This window comes from Saccharopolyspora sp. NPDC049426 (genome assembly GCF_040676935.1).
Lineage (GTDB): Bacteria > Actinomycetota > Actinomycetes > Mycobacteriales > Pseudonocardiaceae > Saccharopolyspora.
Genome location: NZ_JBFAPZ010000006.1, coordinates 122,517 through 144,118, shown reverse-complemented (window position 1 = coordinate 144,118; position 21,602 = coordinate 122,517). Strand labels below are relative to the sequence as shown.

Below are 21,602 nucleotides of genomic sequence, written 5' to 3'. Positions count from 1 at the left end.
GGTGCGCACCATGGAGGCGTGGTGCTGCTCTCGGACGTCGTCGCGGCCTCCGCCGAGGTCGCGGCGACGTCCTCGCGCAAGGCGAAGACATCGGCGATCGCCGCGCTGCTGCGGCAGCTGGAGCCCGCGGAGGTCGCCGCGGCCACGGCGCTGCTGGCGGGCGAGCTCCCCGGCGGCCGGGCCGGAGTCGGCTGGTCGACGCTGTCCGCGTTGCAGGTCCCGCCTGCGACCGAACCCGGGTTGACCATCGGCGAGGTCGAAGCGGCGGTCGGCGAAGTGCGGACGATCAGCGGCTCGGGGTCAGGGCGACGACGGGCCGACGCGCTGAGCGCGCTGCTCGGGCGTTCTACCGAGGCGGAGCAGTCGTTCCTGCTGCGCCTGCTGGGCGGCGAGCTCCGGCAGGGCGCGCTGGAAGGCGTGATGGTCGAGGCCATCGCCGCGGCGGCCGAGGTGCGCACCGAGGCCGTGCGACGCGCGTTCATGCTCTCCGGCAGGCTCCCCGCGACCGCCGAGGCGGCGCTGATCGGCGGCGAGTCCGCGCTCGCCGAGTTCCACCTGGAGCTCGGCCGCCCGATCCGCCCGATGCTGGCATCACCAGCGGAAACCCTGGACGCCGCGCTGGCCGAGCTCGGTGGGTGCAGCGTCGAGCACAAGCTCGACGGCGCCCGCATCCAGGTCCACCGCGACGGCGACGAGGTGCACGTCTACACCCGCACGCTGCGCGAGATCACCAGCAACGTCGCCGAGCTGGTGGAGCTGGTGCGGGGCCTGGACTGCCGCTCGGTGGTGCTCGACGGCGAGACGCTGGCCCTCGACGACGCCGGACGTCCCCGCCCGTTCCAGGAGACGATGGCCCGCTTCGGCGCCCAGGAGCAGCGGGCCGAGCTGCTGCACCCGTACTTCTTCGACTGCCTGCACCTGGACGGGTCGGACCTGCTCGACCGGCCGCTGGCCGACCGGCTGAAGGCGTTGGAGCAGGTCGCGGGCGACCACCGGATCCCGGGCGTCCTGTCGCCCACCCCGGAGGACGCCGCCGCGCTGTTCGACGACGCGCTGGCGCACGGCCACGAGGGCGTGGTGGTCAAGGAGCTCGACTCGCCGTACGCGGCGGGCCGGCGCGGCAAGGCGTGGCGCAAGGTCAAGCCCGAGCACACCCTCGACCTGGTCGTGCTGGCCGCCGAGTGGGGCCACGGCCGCCGCCGCGGCTACCTGTCCAACCTGCACCTGGGCGCCCGCGACACCGACGGCGGCCCGCCGATCATGGTCGGCAAGACCTTCAAGGGCCTCACCGACGAGCTGCTGGCCTGGCAGACCGCCGAGTTCCAGCAGCGGGCCACCGGAGGCGACGACTGGACGGTGCGCGTCGTCCCGGAGCTGGTGGTGGAGGTCGAGCTCGACGGGGTGCAGACCAGCAGCCGGTATCCCGGTGGAGTCGCGCTGCGCTTCGCCCGGGTGCTGCGCTACCGGCCGGACAAGGACGCGGCCGAGGCGGACACCATCGAGGCGGTTCGCGGGATGCTCCGCGGCGGGTGAGATCCTGGGGGCATGAGCAGCGAGGACTTCGACGCCGTCGGTTCGATCGACATCGGACCGGGAACCATCGACCCGCGTGACTTCCAGCAGCGCGAGTCATCGGTCGAGCTCGACCACTACGTCGCCGTGCTCCTGCTGGAGGCCACCAGCGAGGCGACCGGCCACAAGCCGCTCTTCGAGGAGTCGTTCGTCCTGCTCACCGCCGAGTCCGAGGACGAGGCCGCCGAGAAGGCCAGGGAGTACGGCAAGCAGCAGGAGACCAGCTACCAGAACGAGAACCACGACGTGGTCAACTGGAAGCTCAAGCAGATCGTCGAGGTCAAGCCCCTCGAGGACGCCACGTTCGACGACGGCTCCGAGCTCTACAGCCGCTTCTTCCGCAACTACGACGCCTACCGGTCCTTCGAACCCCTCACCGAAGAGGACGTCTGAGGGCACCGCTCATGGGGCCGTGACCTCGAACGCCCCTTGATCAGGTGATCTGGAGGGCCCGGTGGCCGCTCGGGGCACGTATCGTGGTGCGACGTGCAGTTCTTGAACGGGCAACAGCCCTCTACCGACCTGACCTACGACGACGTCTTCCTGGCGCCCCGGCGCTCCGGAGTCGAGTCGCGCTTCGACGTCGACCTGGCGACCTGCGACGGCACCGGCGCGACCTTGCCGATCGTGGTCGCGAACATGACCGCCGTGGCCGGCAGGCGCATGGCCGAGACCGTCGCGCGACGCGGTGGCCTGGTGATCCTCCCGCAGGACGTCGACCCGAGCGCGGTCGCCGAGATCGTGTCCTGGGTCAAGACCAGGCACCCGCTGTGGGACACGCCGCTGGCGTTGCACACCGACGACGCGGTCGCCGACGCCCTGAACCTGCTGCCCAAGCGCGCCCACGGCGCCCTGGTGGTGGTCGACGACGAGGACAAGCCGCTCGGCGTCGTCGACGAGGCCGCCTGCACCGGTGTGGACCGCTTCGCGCGGGTCGGCGAGGTCGCCGACGCCCACCCCGTGGTGCTGCCGCTGGAGACGGACTCGCGCGAGGTCTTCGAGCAGCTGCACAAGCAGGGCCGCAACGTCGCGATCGCGGTCGACGCCGAAGGCCGGCTCTCCGGGATCATGACCAAGAAGGGCGCCCTGCGCGCCGCCATCTACACCCCCGCTCTCGACGCCGAGGGCCGCCTGCGGGTGGCCGCCGCGATCGGCGTGAACGGTGACGTCGCCGCCAAGGCGTCCGCGCTGCTGGCGGCCGGGGTGGACACGCTGGTCGTGGACACCGCGCACGGTCACCAGGAGAAGATGATCGCCGCGCTCAAGGCCGTCCGGTCCGCGAGCCCCACCGTCCCGGTCGTCGCCGGCAACGTGGTGACCGCCGAGGGCGTGCGCGACCTGGTCGAGGCCGGGGCGGACGTCATCAAGGTCGGCGTCGGGCCGGGCGCGATGTGCACGACCCGGATGATGACCGGTGTCGGCCGCCCGCAGTTCTCCGCCGTCGCCGAGTGCGCCGCGGAAGCCCGCAGGCTCGGCAAGCACGTGTGGGCCGACGGCGGCATCCGCCACCCGCGCGACGTGGCGCTGGCGCTGGCCGCCGGAGCCTCGTCGGTGATGGTCGGATCGTGGTTCGCCGGGACCTACGAGTCCCCCGGTGACCTGCAGCGCGACGAGCACGGCAGGGCTTACAAGGAGTCCTTCGGCATGGCCTCCAAGCGCGCCGTGTCGGCCCGGACCCGCACCGACAGCGCCTACGACCAGGCCCGCAAGGGCCTGTTCGAGGAGGGCATCTCCAGCTCCCGGATGCGCATCGACCCGCAGAACCCGGGCGTCGAGGACCTCCTGGACCAGATCACCTCGGGTGTCCGCTCGTCCTGCACCTACGCGGGCGCGCACACCCTGGAGGAGTTCCACGAGCGCGCCCTGGTCGGCATCCAGTCGGCCGCCGGCTTCGCCGAAGGCCGCCCGCTGCCGTCGGGCTGGTGACGATCTCGCGCGAGGTTCGACCCCGACCGGCGGACTCGAACCTCGCGCGAACGTCGACCGCGTGACGTGGGGAGGGCGCCTTTGGCGGAGGCGTCCTCCCCACGACCGCGTCAGGGCGTGTGGTCCCCTTCCAGCAGCTCGGTGACCAGGGCCGCGATCGGGCTCCGTTCCGATCGGGTCAGCGTCACGTGGGCGAACAGCGGGTGGCCCTTGAGCTTCTCGATGACCGCCGCGACGCCGTCGTGGCGGCCCACTCTCAGGTTGTCCCGCTGCGCGACGTCGTGGGTGAGCACCACCCGCGAGTTCGCGCCGAGCCGCGACAGGACCGTCAGCAGCACGTTGCGCTCCAGCGACTGGGCCTCGTCGACGATGACGAAGGAGTCGTGCAGCGAACGGCCGCGGATGTGGGTCAGCGGCAGCACCTCGAGCATGCCGCGATCCATGATCTCTTCCAGCACGTTCTCGCTGGCGTGCGCGCCGAGCGTGTCGAAGACGGCCTGCGCCCAGGGCGCCATCTTCTCGCCCTCGGAGCCCGGCAGGTAACCGAGCTCCTGCCCGCCGACGGCGTAGACCGGCCGGAACACCACGACCTTGCGGTGCTGCTGGCGTTCCAGGACCGATTCCAGGCCCGCGCACAGCGCCAGCGCCGACTTGCCGGTACCGGCGCGGCCGCCGAGCGAGATGATCCCGACGTCGGGATCCATCAGCAGCTCCAGCGCGATCCGCTGCTCCGCCGAACGACCGTGCAGCCCGAAGACCTCGCGGTCGCCGCGCACCAGCCGGACCTGCTTGTCCGCGGTGATCCGGCCCAGCGCGCTCTGCTGTCCGGCGAGCATCCGCACACCGGTGTTCGGCGGCAGGTCCCGCGCCTCCTCCAGATCGGCGACGCCGTCCTTGAACAGCGAGTCCACCGAGTCCGAACCGACGTCGATGTCCGCCATGCCGCTCCAGCCCGACGACACGACGTCCTGCGCGCGGTACTCCTCGGCGGCCAGGTTCACCGACGCGGCCTTGACCCGCAGTGGCATGTCCTTGGTGACCAGCACGACCTCACGGCCTTCGGCGGCGAGGTTGAGCGAGCAGGCAAGGATGCGGGAGTCGTTGGAGTCCGTGCGGAAGCCCGGCGGGAGCACCGACGGGTCGGAGTGGTTCAACTCCACGTGGACGTTGCCGCCCTCAGGGTTGACCAGCACCGGGTGGTCCAGTCTGCCGTGCTTGATCCGGAGATCGTCGAGCACGCGCAGCGCCTCGCGGGCGAACCAGCCGAGTTCGGGGTGGTGGCGCTTCCCCTCCAGCTCGGAGATGACCACCACCGGGAGCACCACGTCGTGCTCGGCGAACCGGGCCATCGCCCACGGATCGGACAGCAGGACCGAAGTGTCCAGGACGTAGGTGCGGACCTCGGAGTCACCGCCAGGTGCGGTGTGCGCGGGCGCGTCGCTGCGGACGGCTTCGTGCGCCTGAGGCTGGGAACGTCGTGCGGTCACGGCTACTCCCTCGCGGACGTGCCGAACACGCCCGCTCGTCGGTGGGCCGGGCCTGCCCCCGTCGTGCTCCCGCTGGACCGTCCGGTCCACCGACGCCACGCGAGGGCCGGGCACCGACCCCCTCCGCGACCAAGGTGGACGTGTGAACGTCCGCTCCAGCCAACAGCCACGATCAGGGCCTCCCGGACGGGCCGCGTTCGGACGTGCAAGAGAAGAACGGCCCGTCACCAGCGAACGCTACCTTCGAGATCGCTCTTCAGCAGACAGCCACTTAGGTGATTCGAATCATTCCCGCGCTCACCGCGCGCTACTAGCCTGTTTCCGCAGGTCAGAAGGTAAATAGAAGGTTTCCAGACGATTCGTCAGCAGGTCAGGAGGCGTCCCTCGGCCGCGACGAGAACGAACTCAATTCAACACTCCCGGTTAGCTTCGCTGCTCTTTTCGGGTGAAATTCAGGACCGCGCGCGTGCCGCGATCTCCGCGCGGAGGACCTCTGGTACAAGCGCCTCGTCAAGCAATCGTCGGTAACGATCGGCGCTCGATGTGCCGTCCGGGTGGTCCGACAGCCACCGCCGCAGCAGGCGGAACCCCTCGACGTAGGTCGTGGTGTAGGACCGCCACAGCGGGTCGCGCATGAACCTCACCAGGTGCCGCGCCCGGCCTTCCGGCATCAGCAGCCAGCGGCGCAGGTGATCGACCGCGTCCTGCTCCGGCCTCCCCCGCGCGTGCAGCATCAGCATCGCGTCCTGCCGCACCGGCAGCAGCCGGATCAGCACCGCCTCCAGCCGCTCGGCGAGCTCTCCGTCCACCGCGATGCCCAGGTCGGCGAAGATCTCCGCCGTCCACGAACCCCAGCCCTCCCCCACCGCCGCGCGCAGGCCCAGGTCGGCGAGACCTTCGGCGAGCACGCACTGCGGGGTGTTGACCAGGAAGATCGCCTGCTCCGGCTGGGTGCGCGCGATCCCGGCGGCCTTGCGGCAGTGCTCGGTGTGGTGACCCGGGTAGGACTCGTGGGCGATCAGCTGCGGCAAGGTCGACGCGCGGTGACCGATGTCGGCGTTGACCGACACCCGCGACCGGAATCCGCCGAGGTACTCGTTGAACCCGCTCCACGGTCGATCGGTGACGATCCGGTACCGCACCAGCTCCTGCACCGGCAGCCCGAATCGGGCGCGCACCCGGGAGCGCAGCGCACCGGACACCGCTTCCAGGCAGACCTCCAGGCGCTCGCGCGGCAGCCGGTCGCGGCGCCGGACGGCCGCGAGCCGATCGGCCAGCGCCCCGGTCCCCGGCAGCAACGCGTCGAGTTCGCGGTGGGCCTCCCGGTACTCGTCGGGATCGCCGAGCTCCGGGCTGACCTGGAAGCACGCCCGCACTTCCGCCGGGAACGACATCTCCTGACCGGCGATCCGCAGACCGATCGCCTCCAGCGCGGTGAGCTGAGCGTCGAGGAACCGCCGCCGGGGTTCGGCCAGCCCGCAACCGCCCAGCTCGTCGCGAAGCTCGCGGGCTCGCGCGACGAGCCGCAGCGGGTCCGGACGAGGTTCGTGGCGCACCCGCAGCCGCAGCCCCGGGTCTCCCGCGTAGGAGTCGACCAGGCCCGGTTCGAGCCGGTCGAACCGCAACCCGAGCCGGACGTAGTCGGACACCAACCGCGCTGAGTCCACGCCTGGACGGTACGCGGTCGGACGCGCGCCCGATTTCACCGAATTCATCGCCCCTGAAGAGTGCTGGGCTTTTTCGGCGAATACTCGCGAGTACATTAGCCCTGGAAGGGATAGTACACACAATAGTGGTATCCAAGTATCGCGTTCCGCAACCCCTGGTTACGTTTCAAGCCAGGTGCTTCACTCGCTCCGGAGTTCACTCTTTCCGGACAGAAGCACGCACTTGCTCAACTCATCTCATCAAGGAGCAAAGCTGTGCTGAAGAAAGCAGTGATTGTCGCCGGTGCCGTCGCCGGCCTGCTGGCCCTGGCCCCCGTCGCCAACGCCGACAGCGAGGACAACGACGGCATCAACGTCCTGAACGACAACAACGTCAGCGTTCTGCCGGTGCAGGCCTGCGGCAACAACGTTGGCGTCCTGGGCGCCGCCATCCCGATCGGCTCGCCGCAGAACGTGGAATGCGTCAACGCCCCGATCCTGGACCACCCGAGCGCGGGCTGACGGCTTCGCCGACGAGGAAGGAGCGCCGGAACCAGCCGGCGCTCCTTTTTCGTGCGCGCGCATTCCGCGTCTACCAGCGATTCATGGATCCGGATTCACACAATGGTGTTACGGAATTTGGGCAACGGGCATGTTCGCTGTAGTTTGCGTCCGGAACACACCACGCTCTGTCTCCCAACAGGGATTTGGACAGAGTCCGTTGGTGTGAACTCCGAATCCCGCGGAATTCCTAAAGGAGAGTGACCCAAGTGCTGAAGAAGGCAGCGATTGTCGCCGGTGCCGCCGCTGGTCTGCTGGTCCTGGCGCCCGTCGCCAACGCCGACAGCGAGGACAACGACGGCGTGAACGTCCTCAACGACAACAACCTCAGCGTCCTGCCGGTGCAGGCCTGCGGCAACAACGTTGCGGTGCTGGGCGCGGTCGTTCCGATCCTGTCCCCGCAGACTGCGGAATGCGTCAACGCCCCGGTTCTGGACCACCCGTCCGCCGGCTGAGCGAGCTGATCGCAACGGAAAGGCCAGGTCGTCACCGACCTGGCCTTTCCGCTCGCTCGAGGTCAGCGGCCCAGGCGGCGGTGGCGCACCGCGTAGTCGCGCAACGCCCGCAGGAAGTCGATGCGGCGGAACTCCGGCCAGTACGCCTCGGTGAACCAGAACTCCGAGTGCGCCGACTGCCAGAGCATGAAGCCCGACAACCGCTGCTCGCCCGAGGTGCGGATGAGCAGGTCCGGATCCGGCTGGCCGGAGGTGTAGAGGTGCTCGGCGATGTGGTCGACCGTGAGCACCTCGGCGAGCTCTTCGATCGTGGTCCCGGCCTCGGCGTGCTGCTGCAGCAGCTTGCGGACCGCGTCGGCGATCTCCCGCCTGCCGCCGTAGCCGACCGCGACGTTGACCTGCATCCCCGTCCGGCCCTCGGTCCGCAGCGCACCCGCGGTCAGCCTGGCGGCGGTCTCGGTGGGCAGCACGTCCAGCGCACCCACGATCCGCACCCGCCACGACTGGCCCGGACTCGTGAGCTCGTCGACCACCCCGGCGATGATCTCCATCAGGGCGTTGAGCTCGGCTTCGCTGCGGTTGAGGTTGTCGGTGGACAGCAGCCACAGGGTGGCCACCTCGACCTGCGCCTCCTCGCACCAGCCGAGCATCTCCGCGATCTTGAGCGCGCCCGCCCGGTGCCCGTGCGCCGCGTCCAGACCGGCTTCCTTGGCCCATCTGCGGTTGCCGTCCAGGATGACGCCGACGTGCCTGGGATGCTGCAGGCCATCGAGCTTCCGGCTGAGCCGTCGCTCGTAGACCGAGTACATGAGTTCTTTCAACCGAACCTTGAGCGTCACGCCAGATGAGACTACGCGGATGCGGATGACCATCGGCGCCGAGCCCAAGCGGCGCAGCCGCTTTCTCCTCTCACCACCTGAGAGTCCGCACGGCCACTGGTTCGAGGTCTCGACCGGTCGCACCGGACGCCGTGAGACGACCCCGGAAGCCTGGTTTGCAACAGAGGTCACAGCGAACCAAACCTACGGTCCCGTAACCTTTGTGGCGTGAGCAACGCCGTATCTTCCCGAGTCCCGCACGCGATCGTCAAGCCGCGCATGCGCGGCTGGATCCACTTCTGGTCGCTGCTGGCGTTCTTCGCCGCCGGCGCGACGCTCATCTCGCTGGCCGCCTCGACCGTGTCGGCTGAGGCAGCGCTGGGCACATCCATCTACTCGGCGACCGTGCTCGGCCTGTTCGGCGTGAGCGCGCTGTACCACCGCAAGACCTGGAACTCGGTCGGCGCGCGCACCTGGATGCGACGCCTCGACCACTCGATGATCTTCCTGTTCATCGCAGGCACCTACACGCCGCTGGCGATGATCGCGCTGCAGCCGACGACCGGCGCCATCGTGCTCGCCGTGGTGTGGGCGGGCGCGCTCGGCGGCGTGATCCTCAAGCTGGCCTGGCCCAACGCGCCGCGCTGGGTCGGCGTCCCGGTCTACATCGCGCTGGGCTGGGTGGCCGTGTTCGTGCTGCCGGACCTGCTGGAGAACGCGGGCGCGGCGGTGCTGGTGCTGCTCATCGTCGGCGGCGCGCTCTACACGGTCGGCGCGATCTTCTACGCCACCCGCTGGCCGGACCCGTGGCCGAAGACCTTCGGCTACCACGAGTTCTTCCACTCGACGGTCACCGCGGCGGCCGTCTGCCACCACGTCGCCATCTGGCTCGCGCTCTACGCCTGAGCGAGCTTGTCCGCCAGTTCGACGGAGGTCGTGACGGGGCGGTCGCACACGTAGCCGTGGCAGACGTAGGCGGCCGCGGCACCGTCGACCAGGGGCCGGTCGGCCAGGAGGGGAACTCCGGCAGCTTCCGGCGTCGAGGCGACCACGACCGTGCCGCCCGGGCCCCGGTGGTGGGCCGTCGCGAGGAGTTCGGCCCGCGAAGACGCGTCCGGCCCCACGACGGCGACCTGCATCGGGCCCTGGGCGCGGGCCTCGGCGACCGCCAGCCAGTGGCCCGCGAAGCGGGGCGCGCGCTGGGCCAGCAGTCCCGCCCGCGACAGGGCCTGCTCGGCGGCGGTGCGGTAGCGGCCGGTGGACTCCGGTCCGACCAGGGCCGATGCCGTCAGCAGCGCCGAGGTCAGCGCCGCGGCGCCGGACGGGCTGGCGTTGTCGGTCGGATCCGAGGGCCTGCGCACCAGCGCCTCCGCATCGGCGGCGGTGTCGTGGAACGTGCCCGGGTGGTCGGCGTCGGCGAACTGCTCCAGCGCGACGTCGAGGAGCTCGCACGCCGTGGTCAGCCAGCGCGGATCGGCGGTGGCCTGGTGCAGCGACAGCAGCCCGTCGGCGAAGCAGCCGTAGTCCTCCAGCACCCCGGCGGCCGTGCCCGCGACTCCGTGCCGAGAGGTGCGCAGCAACCTGCCGTCGACCAGGTGCTTCGACAGCAGCAGCTCGGCGGCAGCTGCGGCGGCCTCGATCCAGGACGGTTCTTCCAGCGCGGTCGCGGCTTCCACCAGCGCGGTGATCGCCAAGCCGTTCCAAGCGGTGACGACCTTGTCGTCCTCACCCGGCTGGGGGCGCTGCTCCCTCGCGGCCAGCAGGCTCTGCCGCACCCGCGCCCAGCGGGCCCGGTCATCGGGGTCGCTGGGCAGCTGGAGCGTCGACGTGCCCTCCTCGAAGGTGCCCTCCGGGGTCACCAGGAACAGCGACGCCGCCCAGTCGCCGTCGGACTCGCCGAGCACCTCCCGCAGCTGCTCCGGCGTCCACACGTAGGTCAGTCCCTCGACGCCCTCGGTGTCGGCGTCCAGCGACGCCGCGAACCCGCCCTCCGGCGTGCGCAGGTCGCGCAGCAGGAACCCGGCGGTCTCCCTGGCCACGCGCGCCGCCAGGTCGTCGCCGAGCCTTCCCAGGTGCGCGTACGCGCGCAGCAGCAGGGCGTTGTCGTAGAGCATCTTCTCGAAGTGCGGCACCACCCAGGCGGCGTCGACGCTGTAGCGGGCGAAACCGCCGGCCAGCTGGTCGTAGATGCCTCCGCGCGCCATCGCCGCGCAGCAGTCGCGGGCCAGTTCCAGCGCCTGCTCGGACCCGGTGCGCTCGTGGTGGCGCAGCAGGAACTCCAGCACCATCGACGGCGGGAACTTCGGCGCGTCGCCGAAGCCGCCGCGCTCGTGATCGGATTCGGTGCGCAACCGGCCGACGGCGCCGGTCAGCACCTCGTCGTCCAAGATCGACTCCGGCAGCGGTGAGCGCTGCGCGTTGAGCTGCTCCACGATGCGGCTCGCGGCCTGGCGAACCTCCTCGCCTCGCCCTTCCCACGCCTCCGCGACCGCCGAGAGCAGCTGCTGGAACGACGGCATCCCGGGCATCGGCGACGCCGGGTAGTAGGTGCCGCAGTGGAACGGTTCGCCGTCGGGCGTGAGGAAGCAGGTCATCGGCCACCCGCCCTGGCCGGTCATGGCCTGGGTGGCCTCCATGTAGACGGCGTCGATGTCGGGGCGTTCCTCGCGGTCCACCTTCACGTTGACGAAGCGCTCGTTCATCAGCCGCGCGGTCTCGTCGCCCTCGAACGACTCGTGCGCCATGACGTGGCACCAGTGGCAGGCCGCGTACCCGACCGACAGCAGCACCGGGACGTCCCGGCGGCGGGCCTCGGCGAACGCCTCCGGACACCACGGCCACCAGTCGACCGGGTTGTCAGCGTGCTGGAGGAGGTACGGACTCGTCGCGTCCGCAAGCCGATTCGCCATACGCCCACCTTCCCATCTCGATCTTCCGAACGCACTGGTGAGGGTGGTGCCGACCGGAATACCGCAGCAATCCGCCCGCGGAATACCCCGGTAATCAGATCCCCGAACACGGCGGTGTTCCGGTCAACAGGTGCAGAACGGGGCCACCCGGTTTCCCAGGTGGCCCCGTTCGGAATCGGGTCTCAGTCGGTTTTCGCCTGCGAGGGGTTGGAGGGGGTCTCCTCGGGCGCCGGGGTCTCGGTGGCCTCGGACTCCTCCGCCCGCTTCGCCGCTTCGGCTTCGGCCCGTTTGACGTGGGCCGGGGCCGCGGCGTTGGCCTTCTCCTCGTCGAAGACGACCGGCAGCTTCTTCAAGTGCTTGGTCATCGAGCGGATCAAGAACACCACCGCGATGGCGAACACGATCAGCAGCACCAGGCCGAGCGGCGAGGACTTGCCGAAGTCCTCACCCTGCCCGCCCGGGTCCTGCGGCGGCACCGGCGCCTGGGCCAGCACCAGTGCGACGGTCTCCTGGGCACTCATGCGCACACCTTCTCCTGCACGCCGGCGAACAGGTCGTCCTCCGGCAACGTGGTGTCGACCAGCGAGCGCACCAGCTCGTAGTCCTCGGTCGGCCACAGCTCGCGCTGCACGTCGCACGAGACCGCGAACCAGCGGCTCGTCGGGTCGATCTGGGTCGCGTGGGCGCGCAACGCGTCGTCCCGCTGCTCGAAGTATTCCCCGCACGGCACGCGCGTGGTGACCCGGTCGTCCGGGTCGGGCCGGTCCTGGGAGTCCCAGCGCGCCAGCCAGTCGGTGTAGGGCGATTCCTTGCCGTCGGACAGCAGCGACTCGTGGAACAGCTGCATGCGCTTGCGGGAGAAACCGTGCGAGTAGTACAGCTTCAGCGGCTGCCACGGCTCGCCCTGGCCCTCGTAGAGGTCGGGGTCACCGGCGGCGTCGAAGGCCGCGACGGAGACCTCGTGGCACCGGATGTGGTCCGGGTGCGGGTATCCGCCGTTCTCGTCGTAGGTGATCACCACGTGCGGGCGGAACTCCCGCATCACCTTCACCAGCTCGCGGGTGGACTCCTCGATGGGCACCGTGGCGAACACGCCCTCCGGCAGCGCCGGCAGCGGGTCGCCCTCCGGCAGCCCGGAGTCGACGTAGCCGAGCCAGCGGTGCTCGACGCCGAGGATCTCGGCGGCCTTGGCCATCTCCTCCCGGCGCACGTCGGTCAGGTTCTCCACGACCTCGGGCCGATCCATAGCCGGGTTGAGGATGCTGCCCGCTTCACCTCCCGTGCAGGTGACCACCATCACGTCGTGGCCCTCGGCCACGTAGCGCGCGGTGGTCGCGGCCCCCTTGCTGGACTCGTCGTCCGGGTGCGCGTGCACCGTCATCAGTCGCAGCTTGTCCGCCATCGCCCGCTTGTTCCTCCCGCTAGTAGCAGCATCCGCCCTGTGCACGGCTCCTCCGCGTCGACGGCCCCGCCGTCTCCTCCGCTGGGCGCTCCAGGGATACTCAACGTGGATGTCGTCCTCCATTGTTCCCGGTGGAGCCGACATCCCGGCCGTCACCCCTTGTGGTTCCGGCCGCAGATCCACCGCCCGCGTCGAAAGGCCGCCGTGACGCAGCAGCAGGTCCCGCAGGACCGGTACGGCTCGCGCGCTCGCAGCGCGCGCACTCGTCCCGTCCTCCGCTGGGCTCTGCTCGCCGTCGTGCTGCTGGCTCTCGTGGCCGTCTCGCTCATCGGCTACCGCAACCTCGGCTCTGCTCCGATCGAAGGCAAGCAGGTCGCCTTCGAGGTGATCGACGATCACTCCGTTCGGGTCACCCTGGAGGTCCAGCGGGACGACCCGCAGCGGCCCGCCGACTGCGTGGTGCGGGGTCGCGCCGAATCCGGCGAGGAGGTCGGCAGGCGCGAAGTCCTGATCCATCCGGCGAACGGCGTGAGTCGGCAGGACACTGTGCTTCGTACATCCACCCGAGCGACCATCGGGGAGGTGTACGGCTGCACTTACAACGTTCCTGAATATTTGTCCACTCACACGCGGCCAACCGGGTGAAGCGCCCCGCTGCACGTCGGGCGCGAGGAGAATCCGGTCCCTTTGCGTGCTGATTCGTGCTATCGTCGAGCGCAGCACGGCCCCCGCTGAGGGCCGTGTTTTTCCGTTACTTGGCATTGGCTGAGAAAAGGACGGAATTGCAATTTGGCCCGTTGTGAGTGCGGGCCGGAAGTCGACGAGGAGTGGTGACCGTGAGCGAGACCCAGGTGACCTGGCTGACCCAGGATGCTTACGACCGGCTCAAGGGTGAGCTGGACGAGCTCGTGGCCAACCGCCCGGTGATCGCCGCGAAGATCAACGAAGCCCGCGAGGAGGGCGACCTGCGGGAGAACGGCGGGTACCACGCCGCTCGCGAAGAGCAGGGTCAGATCGAGTCTCGCATCCGCCAGCTGCAGGAGCTGCTGCGCACCGCGCAGGTCGGCGACGTGCCCACCGAATCCGGCATCGCCAAGCCCGGTTCGGTGCTGACCGTCCGCTACGACGGCGAGGACGAGACCGAGCAGTTCCTGCTCGCCAACCGCGAAGAGGGCGCGCACGGCGACCTCGAGGTCTACTCACCCAGTTCCCCGCTGGGCAAGGCTCTGCTGGACGCCAAGGAGGGCGAGAGCCGGGAGTACGAGCTGCCCAACGGCGGCAACATGAAGGTCACGCTCGTCAAGGCCGAGCCCTTCAACGGCTGATCTTTCATTCCGGACTTCTTTCGCGCGCAGCCGCTGGAGTTGCCGCGCGCCTTTGTTGATCTGGCTTCACCTGGCATTGCGGGTGAAACCGTTCCGACGGTTTCACCGCAATTAAGAATCGATACCGGGCTTGTGCGCTCGGTCCGCGGGCGTTCCGGATTCCGGGACGCCCGCTCGCTTTTCCCCGGAAAGTCGGTGCAGCAGCGGACGCACTCTCGGCGGCACGGGCGTGGACAAGGCGATGGACGTCGAAGTGCGCCGAACACCGGGCACTCCGACGACCTCGTCGATCACGCGCTGCAGGTCGTCGTTGGACCGGGCGACCATGCGCACGAACAGGTCTCCCTGACCGGTGGTGGCGTGCACCTCGCAGACCTCGTCGATGGCGGCCAGCTGCTCGGCGACACTCCCGCGATGCCCCTGCGCGATCTCCAGGACCGCGAAGGCCGTCAGCCCGTAGCCCATCGCCGCCAGGTCCAGTTCGGGCGGGAACCCCTGCAGGACGCCGCGCTCGACGAGCCGGTCCAGCCGGGCCTGGACGGTGCCGCGCGCGACACCGAGCCGGCGCGAGCACTCCAGCACGCCCAGCCGCGGCTCGTCGGAGAGCAGCAGCAGCAACCGGGCGTCCAGTTCGTCGGGACCGCTGGTGGCAGCCACGTGAGCGCTCCTCTCAGCGACGGGCGAGGATCGTGTGCCCGGCTACTTCGAGCTGGGCGACGACGTACTCGCGGTGCTCCTGACCTCGGGTTTCCAGCGAGACCTCGACGTCGACCTCGCCGAGCGCGAGCGCACCGGAGATGCGCGAGTGCTCGATGTCGATGACGTTGGCGTTGAGCTCGCCGAGCTTGGCGAGCAGGCCCGCCAGCGACCCGGGCCGGTCGGGCAGCCGGACGCTCAGCGACAGGTAGCGACCCGCCGAGGTCATCCCGTGCTGGATGAGCTGGAGCAGCAGCAGCGGGTCGATGTTGCCGCCGGAGACCACCGCGGCGGTCGGTGAGACGACCTGCTCGGGGTGTTCCAGCAGGGCCGCGACGGCGGCGACCCCGGCGGGCTCGACGACGAGCTTGGCCCGCTCCAGGCACAGCAGCAGCGCGCGGGACAGCGACTCCTCGCTGACCGTGAGGACCCCGTCGACCAGCTCCGACACGTGCGCGAACGGCACCGCGCCCGGTTCGCCCACGGCGATCCCGTCGGCCATCGTCTGGGTGTCGGTCAACGGCACGGGTTTGCCCGCGGCCAGCGAGGGCGGCCACGCGGCGGCCTGCTCGGCCTGCACGGCCAGGACCTTCACCTCGGGGCGGATCGCCTTCACCGCGGCGGCCACGCCCGCGACCAGCCCTCCCCCGCCGGTGGGCACGAGGATCGTGCGCACCTCGGGCAGCTGCTCCAGGATCTCCAGACCAACTGTGCCCTGACCTGCGACGATGTCCGGGTGGTCGAAGGGGTGGATGAACTCGGCGCCGGTCCGCTCGGCGTGCTCCTTGGCCGCAGCGAGGGTTTCGGCGAGCACGGCGCCGTGCAGCGTGACGTGGGCGCCGTAGGACTTGGTCGCGGCCAGCTTCGGCAGCGGTGCGCGTTCGGGCATGTAGACGGTGGCGGGGATGCCCAGCAGCTGCGCCGCGAGCGCGACGCCCTGGGCGTGATTGCCCGCGCTGGCGGCCACCACACCGGCCGCGCGGCGCTCGGCGTCGAGCCCGAGCAGCCGGACGTAGGCGCCCCTGAGCTTGAACGAGCCGGTGCGCTGGAGGTTCTCGCACTTGAGGTGGACTTCGCCGCCGGTGTGCTCGCCGAGCACTCGGGAGTGCTCCATCGGGGTCCGCCGGGCCACCTTGGCGAGCAGGGCGTCCGCTTCGCGGATTCGGTCGAGGTCGACGAGCTTCATGGGCCAATCGTGCCACCGCCGATCTAGGGGTACTAGGCGTGCGCCGAAGTCCCCTCGCGCAGGCGCTGCCCAGGCGTTCGCCGGAGGGGCGAGAGGGCCCTGCCGTTTCGAATCCGACCCCAGCGCGGCACGTTCGGTACGCTCAGTCGGCAGCACGGTCACCGAGCGCGAGGCGCGCACCGACACACCGCATGGAGGGCAGCATGGCGCAGCCGAGCAACGGCGTGTTCCCGCTGCTCGCCGGCATGATCACTGCGGCGACGCTGTCCGGTGCGGCAGTCCTGGTGGTGCTCAACTCCGGCTGCGAGGACCCGGGCTCCTACCGCGAGCACGACGGGGTCGTGGAGCTCATCGGCGGCTGCCTGCGGCCGAGCGACCTGCCGGTCGCCCCGCGCGAGCCCGCCGATTCGACGTCCTCGGGCAACTCGGACCCGTTCGTGGCCAGGTGACGGTCGCGCCCAGGAGCGAATCCCGGGCACGACCGCCCGCGTGATCAGCCGAGCGCGGCCAGCAGGTCCTCGACGAGGTCATCGGCCTCTTCGATGCCCACCGACAGGCGGACCAGGTCCGACGGGACCTGCAGCATCGAACCCGCCGTGCTCGCGTGCGTCATCCGTCCCGGGTGCTCGATCAGCGACTCGACGCCGCCGAGGGACTCGGCGAGGGTGAACAGCCGCGTGCGGGAGCAGACGTCCAGGGCGGCCTGCTCGCCGTCGGCGTGCAGGAACGAGACCATGCCGCCGAAGTGCTTCATCTGCTTGGCGGCGACCTCGTGCCCGGGGTGCTCGGGCAGGCCCGGGTAGAGGACCTTGGCGACCTTGGGGTGACCGCTCAGCGCCGCGACGACCCGCTCGGCGTTCGCGCTGTGCCGCTCCATGCGCACCGCGAGCGTCTTGAGACCGCGCATCGTCAGGAACGCGTCGAACGGGCCGGGCACCGCGCCCGCGCCGTTCTGCAGGAACGCCAGCTGCTCGGCCAGCTCGTCGTCGGAGGTGACCGCAGCGCCGCCGACCACGTCGGAGTGCCCGCCGAGGTACTTGGTGGTCGAGTGGACCACCGCCGTCGCGCCGAGCTCCAGCGGCTGCTGCAGGAACGGCGAGGCGAAGGTGTTGTCCACGACGAGCTTCACGCCCGCGTCGGCGGAGATCTGCGCCAGGGCGGCGATGTCGCCGATGTTGAGCAGCGGGTTGGTCGGCGTCTCCAGCCAGACCAGCTTGGTGTTCTCCTGGATCGCCGCGCGAACGGCGTCCACGTCCGACACCGGGGCGGGCGTGTAGGAGATGCCCCAGCCGGAGAGCACCTTGTCGATCAGCCGGAAGGTGCCACCGTAGGCGTCGTCCGGGATCACCAGGTGGTCACCCGGGCGCAGCACGGACCGCAGCACCGCGTCGGTGGCCGCCATGCCGGAGGCGTAGGCGCGCGCGTGCCTGCCGTTCTCCAGCTCAGCCAGGCAGCGCTCCAACGCGGTCCGGGTCGGGTTGCCGGTGCGGGAGTACTCGTAGCCCGAGCGCATCCCTCCGACGCCGTCCTGCGCGTAGGTCGAGGTGGCGTGGATGGGCACGATCACCGAACCGGTCGTCGGGTCTGCCTCCTGGCCCGCGTGAATCGCGCGGGTGGCGAAGCCGTCACTCATGTGGAGCAGCGTATTACTCCAGCGCAGATCCGCCGACCCGGGCCCGAAAAGCGAAGTGCCCCCGAACCTGGGCGGTCCGGGGGCACTTCGACGTTGAGCTCAGCTCACCACTGCGGCGGCTGCGGCGGCTGACCGGGCTGCTGCGGGTAACCGCCCTGCTGCGGGTAACCACCCGACTGCGGGTAGCCCTGCGGGGGCTGCTGCTGGCCGTAGCCCTGCTGCGGGGGCTGCTGGCCGAACTGCTGCGGCTGACCGAACTGCTGCGGCGGTCCGGGCTGGCCGAACTGCTGCGGCGGCTGCTGCTGACCGAAGCCCTGCTGGCCGTAGCCGCCCTGCGGCTGGCCGTAGCCACCGGCCTGCGGCGCCGGGGCGCCCGCGAGGGCGTTCATCCCCGCGGTGGTGGACGGCAGCCACCACAGCACCAGGATCGCGATTCCGACCAGCAGACCGACGATCCCGGCAACCGGGCTGACGAACAGGTTGATCAGACCACCGATGAGGCCCAGACCGGCGAACACGGTGACGAGGATCCGGCCCCACTGCTTGCCCTGACCGCCCGAGTAGGCGGCGAAGATCCACACACCGCAGAAGATCAGCGCCACGACGATCGTGGCGATCCCGACGCCCGGGACGTAGGACATGGTCATGATGCCGCTGATGATGGAGCCGATGAGGCCCAGCGCGGCGAGACCGATCGTGACCCACTGCGCGATCGGCAGGGTCGAGGTCCCGCCCTGAGCCGACCCGCTCTGGCCCGGGAGGCCGCCGGCCTGCGGGGGCGGGAAACCGCCCTGGGCCTGCGGAGCCGGGAAGCCGCTGCCGGGAGTGCCCGGCTGCTGCTGCGGCTGCGCGGGGAATCCGCCGGGCTGGCTCTGCGTGCCGGGCTGCTGGTACATCGGCTGCGGGGGCTGCATCGACGGCGGCACCATGGCCGTCGCGTCCGCACCGCCCTGCTGCTGACCACCGAGGCCGGGCTGCTGGTACATCGGCTGCGGCGGCTGCATCGACGGCGGCACCACCTGGGTGGAGTCACCGCCCTGCGGCTGGCCTGCGGGCCGGACGACCTGCGTCGACTCCGACGGAGGCTGCTGCCCCTGCGACTGGACGGGCCGGACGACCTGGGTCGAGTCACCGCCCGCCTGGTTCTCGTCCTGGGGGTCCATCCGGTTCGAGATCGGATCCGAACCCTGCTGACCGCCGTCCGGCGGCTGCGGAGAGCTCATCGGGTACTACTCCCTTGCGGCGTCCAAAGTCCTGGGCATACTTCGGCCCTACGCTATCTGATCAGGCCCGAGCGCAGGTGTTGTTTCAGCACCAACTCGTCATCGACCCGCGATGAATCCGAGCACATCCTGGCGGGTCACGACCCCGGCGGGCTTGCCGTCGATGAGCACCATCGCACCGTCCGCGCCGGTCAGCGCCGACATGGCCGAGCTGATCTCCTCACCTGCGCCGATGGTCGGCAGCGGCGGCGACATGTGCTGCTCGACGGTGTCGGCGAGTTGCGCGCGGCCCGCGAACAGCGCGTCCAGCAGGTCCCGCTCGTTGACCGCGCCCGCGATCTCGGCGGCCATGATGGGCGGCTCGGCGCGCACGACCGGCATCTGCGAGACGCCGAACTCGCGCAGGATCGCCACGGCCTCCGCGACGGTCTCGCTGGGGTGGGTGTGCACCAGCTCGGGGATGGTGCCGTCCTTGCGGCGCAGCACGTCACCGACCCGGCCACCACCGACGTCGGGCGAGAGGAAGCCGTAGGAGGCCATCCAGGAGTCGTTGAAGATCTTGCCGAGGTAGCCGCGACCGCCGTCGGGCAGCAGCACCACGATCACGTCGTCCGGGCTCGCGGTCTCGGCGATCTTGAGCGCCGCGGCGACCGCCATGCCGCAGGAACCGCCGACCAGCAGCGCTTCCTCGTTGGCCAGGCGGCGGGTCATCTGGAAGGACTCGGCGTCGGAGACCGGCACGATCTCGTCGCAGATCCCGTTGTCGTAGGTGGTCGGCCAGAAGTCCTCACCGACGCCCTCGACCAGGTAAGGACGGCCGTGACCGCCGGAGTAGACCGAGCCCTCCGGGTCCGCGCCGATGATCTTGACCTTGCCGCCGGAGACCTTCTTGAGGTACTCGCCGGTGCCGGAGATCGTGCCGCCGGTGCCGATGCCGGCGACGAAGTGCGTCACCTTGCCCTCGGTCTGCTCCCAGACCTCCGGTCCCGTGGAGTGCACGTGGGACTCGGGGTTCTGCGGGTTGGCGTACTGGTTGGGCTTCCAGGCGCCGTCGATCTCCTCGACCAGGCGGTCCGAGACGCTGTAGTAGGACTCCGGGTGCTCGGGCTCCACAGCGGTCGGGCACACCACGACCTCGGCGCCGTAGGCCTTGAGGACGTTGCGCTTGTCCTCGCTGACCTTGTCCGGGCAGACGAACACGCAGCGGTAGCCCCTGCGCTGGGCGACCATGGCCAGGCCGACACCGGTGTTCCCGGACGTCGGCTCCACGATCGTGCCGCCTGGCTTGAGTTCGCCGGAAGCCTCCGCGGCTTCGATCATTCGCAGCGCGATGCGGTCCTTCACGCTGCCGCCGGGATTGAGGTACTCCACCTTCGCCAGCACCGGGGTCTTGCCGGTGGCCACCGCGTTCAGCCGGACCAGCGGAGTGTTGCCCACCAGTTCGGTGACGTGCTCGACGTAGTCCACGCCTCGTCCTCAGTCGTCGGTCGGTCCCGCCCGGCGGGTCTCCGGCGCGGGTGTGATGCCGAGCGTAATCGCCTGTTCAGGCGCTAACCCAGGGGACCTTCCGGACGACACACGGTCAGGGAAGTTTTTTCGGGTCGGTGGCGTCTATCCAGTAGCGGGGTGTAGGCGTTTCGCCGAGCGCATTCCTGGTGGGAGGGGTCTACATTCCCAGTCCCCGGGGTGGTGGAGGGAGGGGCCGAGATGATCGCGACGAAGGCTTTGCGGCTCGCACTGCTGGCCGCAGGTACCGCGGGTGGCCTGTCCGGAGCGGCCTACGGCCTGCTCAACGGTCAGGCGGGGCACGCGCGAAGGGTCATCGGACCGCCGATCGCCGATCCGCTCCGCGCCGACGGCGTGCACCTGCCCGCCGGTGTCGGTCCGGTGCCGCGCAGCGAGGTCCCCGAGGGCGTTCGGCCGCTGGAGATGGCGGTGCTCGGAGATTCCTCCGCGGCGGGACTGGGTGCGAACTTCCCGAGCGAGCTGCCCGGTGTCCGGGTGGCGCAGGGCTTGGCCGAAGAGCTGGACGGGCCGGTGGCGCTGACCACGCACGCCATCGTCGGCGCGACGACGCGGGAGCTGTCCGCGCAGGTCGACGCGGCCCTGCGGCAACCGCCGGAGGTGGTGCTGATCATCATCGGCGCCAACGACGTGACCTCGAAGATGCCGATCTCCCGGTGCGCGGAGCTGCTCGCCGAGCAGGTCCGGAGGCTGGTCGAGGCGGACGTGAAGGTGGTCGTGGGCACCTGCCCGGACCTCGGTTCGATCCGGCCGATCCCGCAGCCGCTGCGCTCGGTGGCCAGCCGCTGGAGCATCGCGCTGGCTCGCGCGCAGCGCCGCAGCGTGGAGACCTCCGGTGGCTACGCGGTGCCGCTCGCCGATCTGCTCTCACCGGAGTTCCTGACCCGGCCCGCGGAGTTCTTCAGCCCGGACCGGTTCCACCCGTCCGGCGCGGGCTACGAGGCCGCCGTGGAGATCCTGCTCCCGGTCATGTGCATGGCCATCGGCGTCTGGCAGGGCGGCCCGCTGCCGCCGGCCCCGACACGGTCGGAAACGGCCGAGGCTCGCAGGCCCACCAGCCGCATCGTCGCCCACCTCAACCGCCACCTCCACCTCCGCGCACCCGACCGCGGCCTGGGCTGATCGGACTTCAGTGGAAATCGGGTTCCTGATTTCCACTGAAATCCTGTTGAACCTGAGGTACCGACCGGTTGGTATGGGGGTTGTCGGTGAGTGGCGTCACGGCCAAGATGGACTCAA

The 21,602-nt window shown here is 70.3% G+C and carries 21 protein-coding genes; 10 read left to right on the top strand and 11 right to left on the bottom strand.

The features are described 5' to 3' along the window. Window positions 1–18: 18 nt before the first annotated feature. The 3 genes from AB0J78_RS14780 to AB0J78_RS14770 all read left to right on the top strand — a co-directional run bounded on the left by AB0J78_RS14780 (window position 19) and on the right by AB0J78_RS14770 (window position 3,498). Window positions 19–1,533: an ATP-dependent DNA ligase gene (locus AB0J78_RS14780; protein WP_363789453.1), complete on the top strand. Its 1,515-nt coding sequence runs from the start codon at window positions 19–21 to the stop codon at window positions 1,531–1,533. Window positions 1,534–1,545: 12 nt separating this feature from the next. After that, window positions 1,546–1,965 (top strand): DUF4288 domain-containing protein, encoded by a 420-nt coding sequence (locus AB0J78_RS14775; protein ID WP_363789452.1) that lies wholly within the window; start codon window positions 1,546–1,548, stop codon window positions 1,963–1,965. 93 nt (window positions 1,966–2,058) lie between these two features. After that, on the top strand, window positions 2,059–3,498 hold the full coding sequence (locus AB0J78_RS14770; protein ID WP_363789451.1) for a GuaB1 family IMP dehydrogenase-related protein: 1,440 nt from the start codon (window positions 2,059–2,061) through the stop codon (window positions 3,496–3,498). 110 nt (window positions 3,499–3,608) lie between these two features. Here the strand turns inward: AB0J78_RS14770 and AB0J78_RS14765 are convergent, their stop codons facing one another. Both AB0J78_RS14765 and AB0J78_RS14760 read right to left on the bottom strand, forming a co-directional pair. After that, a complete protein-coding gene (locus tag AB0J78_RS14765; RefSeq protein ID WP_363789744.1) occupies window positions 3,609–4,883 on the bottom strand; it encodes a PhoH family protein in 1,275 nt (424 codons plus the stop codon). Window positions 4,884–5,437: 554 nt separating this feature from the next. Continuing rightward, complete coding sequence (locus AB0J78_RS14760; protein WP_363789450.1) at window positions 5,438–6,652, bottom strand: DUF885 domain-containing protein; 1,215 nt, start codon at window positions 6,650–6,652, stop codon at window positions 5,438–5,440. Window positions 6,653–6,907: 255 nt separating this feature from the next. On the opposite strand from AB0J78_RS14760, the gene AB0J78_RS14755 reads away from it, so the two are divergent. Both AB0J78_RS14755 and AB0J78_RS14750 read left to right on the top strand, forming a co-directional pair. Next, a complete protein-coding gene (locus AB0J78_RS14755) occupies window positions 6,908–7,153 on the top strand; it encodes a hypothetical protein (protein WP_363789449.1) in 246 nt (81 codons plus the stop codon). Window positions 7,154–7,401: 248 nt separating this feature from the next. Continuing rightward, window positions 7,402–7,647: a hypothetical protein gene (locus AB0J78_RS14750; RefSeq protein WP_363789448.1), complete on the top strand. Its 246-nt coding sequence runs from the start codon at window positions 7,402–7,404 to the stop codon at window positions 7,645–7,647. Window positions 7,648–7,709: 62 nt separating this feature from the next. On the opposite strand, the gene AB0J78_RS14745 is transcribed toward AB0J78_RS14750, so the two are convergent. Next, a complete protein-coding gene (locus AB0J78_RS14745; RefSeq protein ID WP_363789447.1) occupies window positions 7,710–8,486 on the bottom strand; it encodes an isoprenyl transferase in 777 nt (258 codons plus the stop codon). A 207-nt stretch (window positions 8,487–8,693) separates the two neighbouring features. On the opposite strand from AB0J78_RS14745, the gene AB0J78_RS14740 reads away from it, so the two are divergent. Then, window positions 8,694–9,371: a hemolysin III family protein gene (locus tag AB0J78_RS14740; protein ID WP_363789446.1), complete on the top strand. Its 678-nt coding sequence runs from the start codon at window positions 8,694–8,696 to the stop codon at window positions 9,369–9,371. Here AB0J78_RS14740 and AB0J78_RS14735 read toward each other — a convergent pair. From AB0J78_RS14735 to mca, 3 genes are all read right to left on the bottom strand, one after another. Beyond that, window positions 9,362–11,374 (bottom strand): thioredoxin domain-containing protein, encoded by a 2,013-nt coding sequence (locus tag AB0J78_RS14735; RefSeq protein ID WP_363789445.1) that lies wholly within the window; start codon window positions 11,372–11,374, stop codon window positions 9,362–9,364. The two genes, AB0J78_RS14740 and AB0J78_RS14735, sit on opposite strands and share 10 nt — an antisense overlap. Before the next feature lie 182 nt (window positions 11,375–11,556). Beyond that, window positions 11,557–11,895: a hypothetical protein gene (locus AB0J78_RS14730; RefSeq protein WP_363789444.1), complete on the bottom strand. Its 339-nt coding sequence runs from the start codon at window positions 11,893–11,895 to the stop codon at window positions 11,557–11,559. After that, window positions 11,892–12,776: a mycothiol conjugate amidase Mca gene (gene mca, locus AB0J78_RS14725; RefSeq protein WP_363789443.1), complete on the bottom strand. Its 885-nt coding sequence runs from the start codon at window positions 12,774–12,776 to the stop codon at window positions 11,892–11,894. The genes AB0J78_RS14730 and mca overlap by 4 nt, the downstream gene beginning before the upstream one ends. A 204-nt stretch (window positions 12,777–12,980) precedes the next feature. Here mca and AB0J78_RS14720 point away from each other — a divergent pair, with 204 nt between their 5' ends. Both AB0J78_RS14720 and greA read left to right on the top strand, forming a co-directional pair. Next, on the top strand, window positions 12,981–13,421 hold the full coding sequence (locus AB0J78_RS14720) for a DUF4307 domain-containing protein (protein ID WP_363789442.1): 441 nt from the start codon (window positions 12,981–12,983) through the stop codon (window positions 13,419–13,421). Between the two features lie 191 nt (window positions 13,422–13,612). Continuing rightward, on the top strand, window positions 13,613–14,101 hold the full coding sequence (gene greA, locus AB0J78_RS14715) for a transcription elongation factor GreA (protein ID WP_207918450.1): 489 nt from the start codon (window positions 13,613–13,615) through the stop codon (window positions 14,099–14,101). Window positions 14,102–14,212: 111 nt separating this feature from the next. Here greA and AB0J78_RS14710 read toward each other — a convergent pair whose 3' ends face one another. Together AB0J78_RS14710 and ilvA are read right to left on the bottom strand one after the other, a co-directional pair. Then, window positions 14,213–14,758 carry an Lrp/AsnC family transcriptional regulator gene (locus AB0J78_RS14710; RefSeq protein WP_363789440.1) on the bottom strand — a complete coding sequence of 182 codons (546 nt, stop codon included), beginning with the start codon at window positions 14,756–14,758 and terminating at the stop codon, window positions 14,213–14,215. Window positions 14,759–14,771: 13 nt separating this feature from the next. After that, complete coding sequence (gene ilvA, locus AB0J78_RS14705; RefSeq protein ID WP_363789439.1) at window positions 14,772–15,983, bottom strand: threonine ammonia-lyase; 1,212 nt, start codon at window positions 15,981–15,983, stop codon at window positions 14,772–14,774. Window positions 15,984–16,186: 203 nt separating this feature from the next. On the opposite strand from ilvA, the gene AB0J78_RS14700 reads away from it, so the two are divergent. Beyond that, complete coding sequence (locus tag AB0J78_RS14700) at window positions 16,187–16,432, top strand: hypothetical protein (RefSeq protein WP_363789438.1); 246 nt, start codon at window positions 16,187–16,189, stop codon at window positions 16,430–16,432. 44 nt (window positions 16,433–16,476) lie between these two features. Here AB0J78_RS14700 and AB0J78_RS14695 read toward each other — a convergent pair whose 3' ends face one another. From AB0J78_RS14695 to AB0J78_RS14685, 3 genes are all read right to left on the bottom strand, one after another. Beyond that, a complete protein-coding gene (locus AB0J78_RS14695) occupies window positions 16,477–17,616 on the bottom strand; it encodes a cystathionine gamma-synthase (RefSeq protein ID WP_363789437.1) in 1,140 nt (379 codons plus the stop codon). 104 nt (window positions 17,617–17,720) lie between these two features. Further along, a complete protein-coding gene (locus AB0J78_RS14690) occupies window positions 17,721–18,839 on the bottom strand; it encodes a hypothetical protein (protein ID WP_363789436.1) in 1,119 nt (372 codons plus the stop codon). Window positions 18,840–18,938: 99 nt separating this feature from the next. Next, window positions 18,939–20,306 carry a cystathionine beta-synthase gene (locus AB0J78_RS14685; RefSeq protein ID WP_363789435.1) on the bottom strand — a complete coding sequence of 456 codons (1,368 nt, stop codon included), beginning with the start codon at window positions 20,304–20,306 and terminating at the stop codon, window positions 18,939–18,941. A gap of 240 nt (window positions 20,307–20,546) precedes the next feature. Between AB0J78_RS14685 and AB0J78_RS14680 the strand changes: the two genes are divergently transcribed. Next, a complete protein-coding gene (locus AB0J78_RS14680; protein WP_363789434.1) occupies window positions 20,547–21,485 on the top strand; it encodes an SGNH/GDSL hydrolase family protein in 939 nt (312 codons plus the stop codon). Window positions 21,486–21,602: the final 117 nt, after the last annotated feature.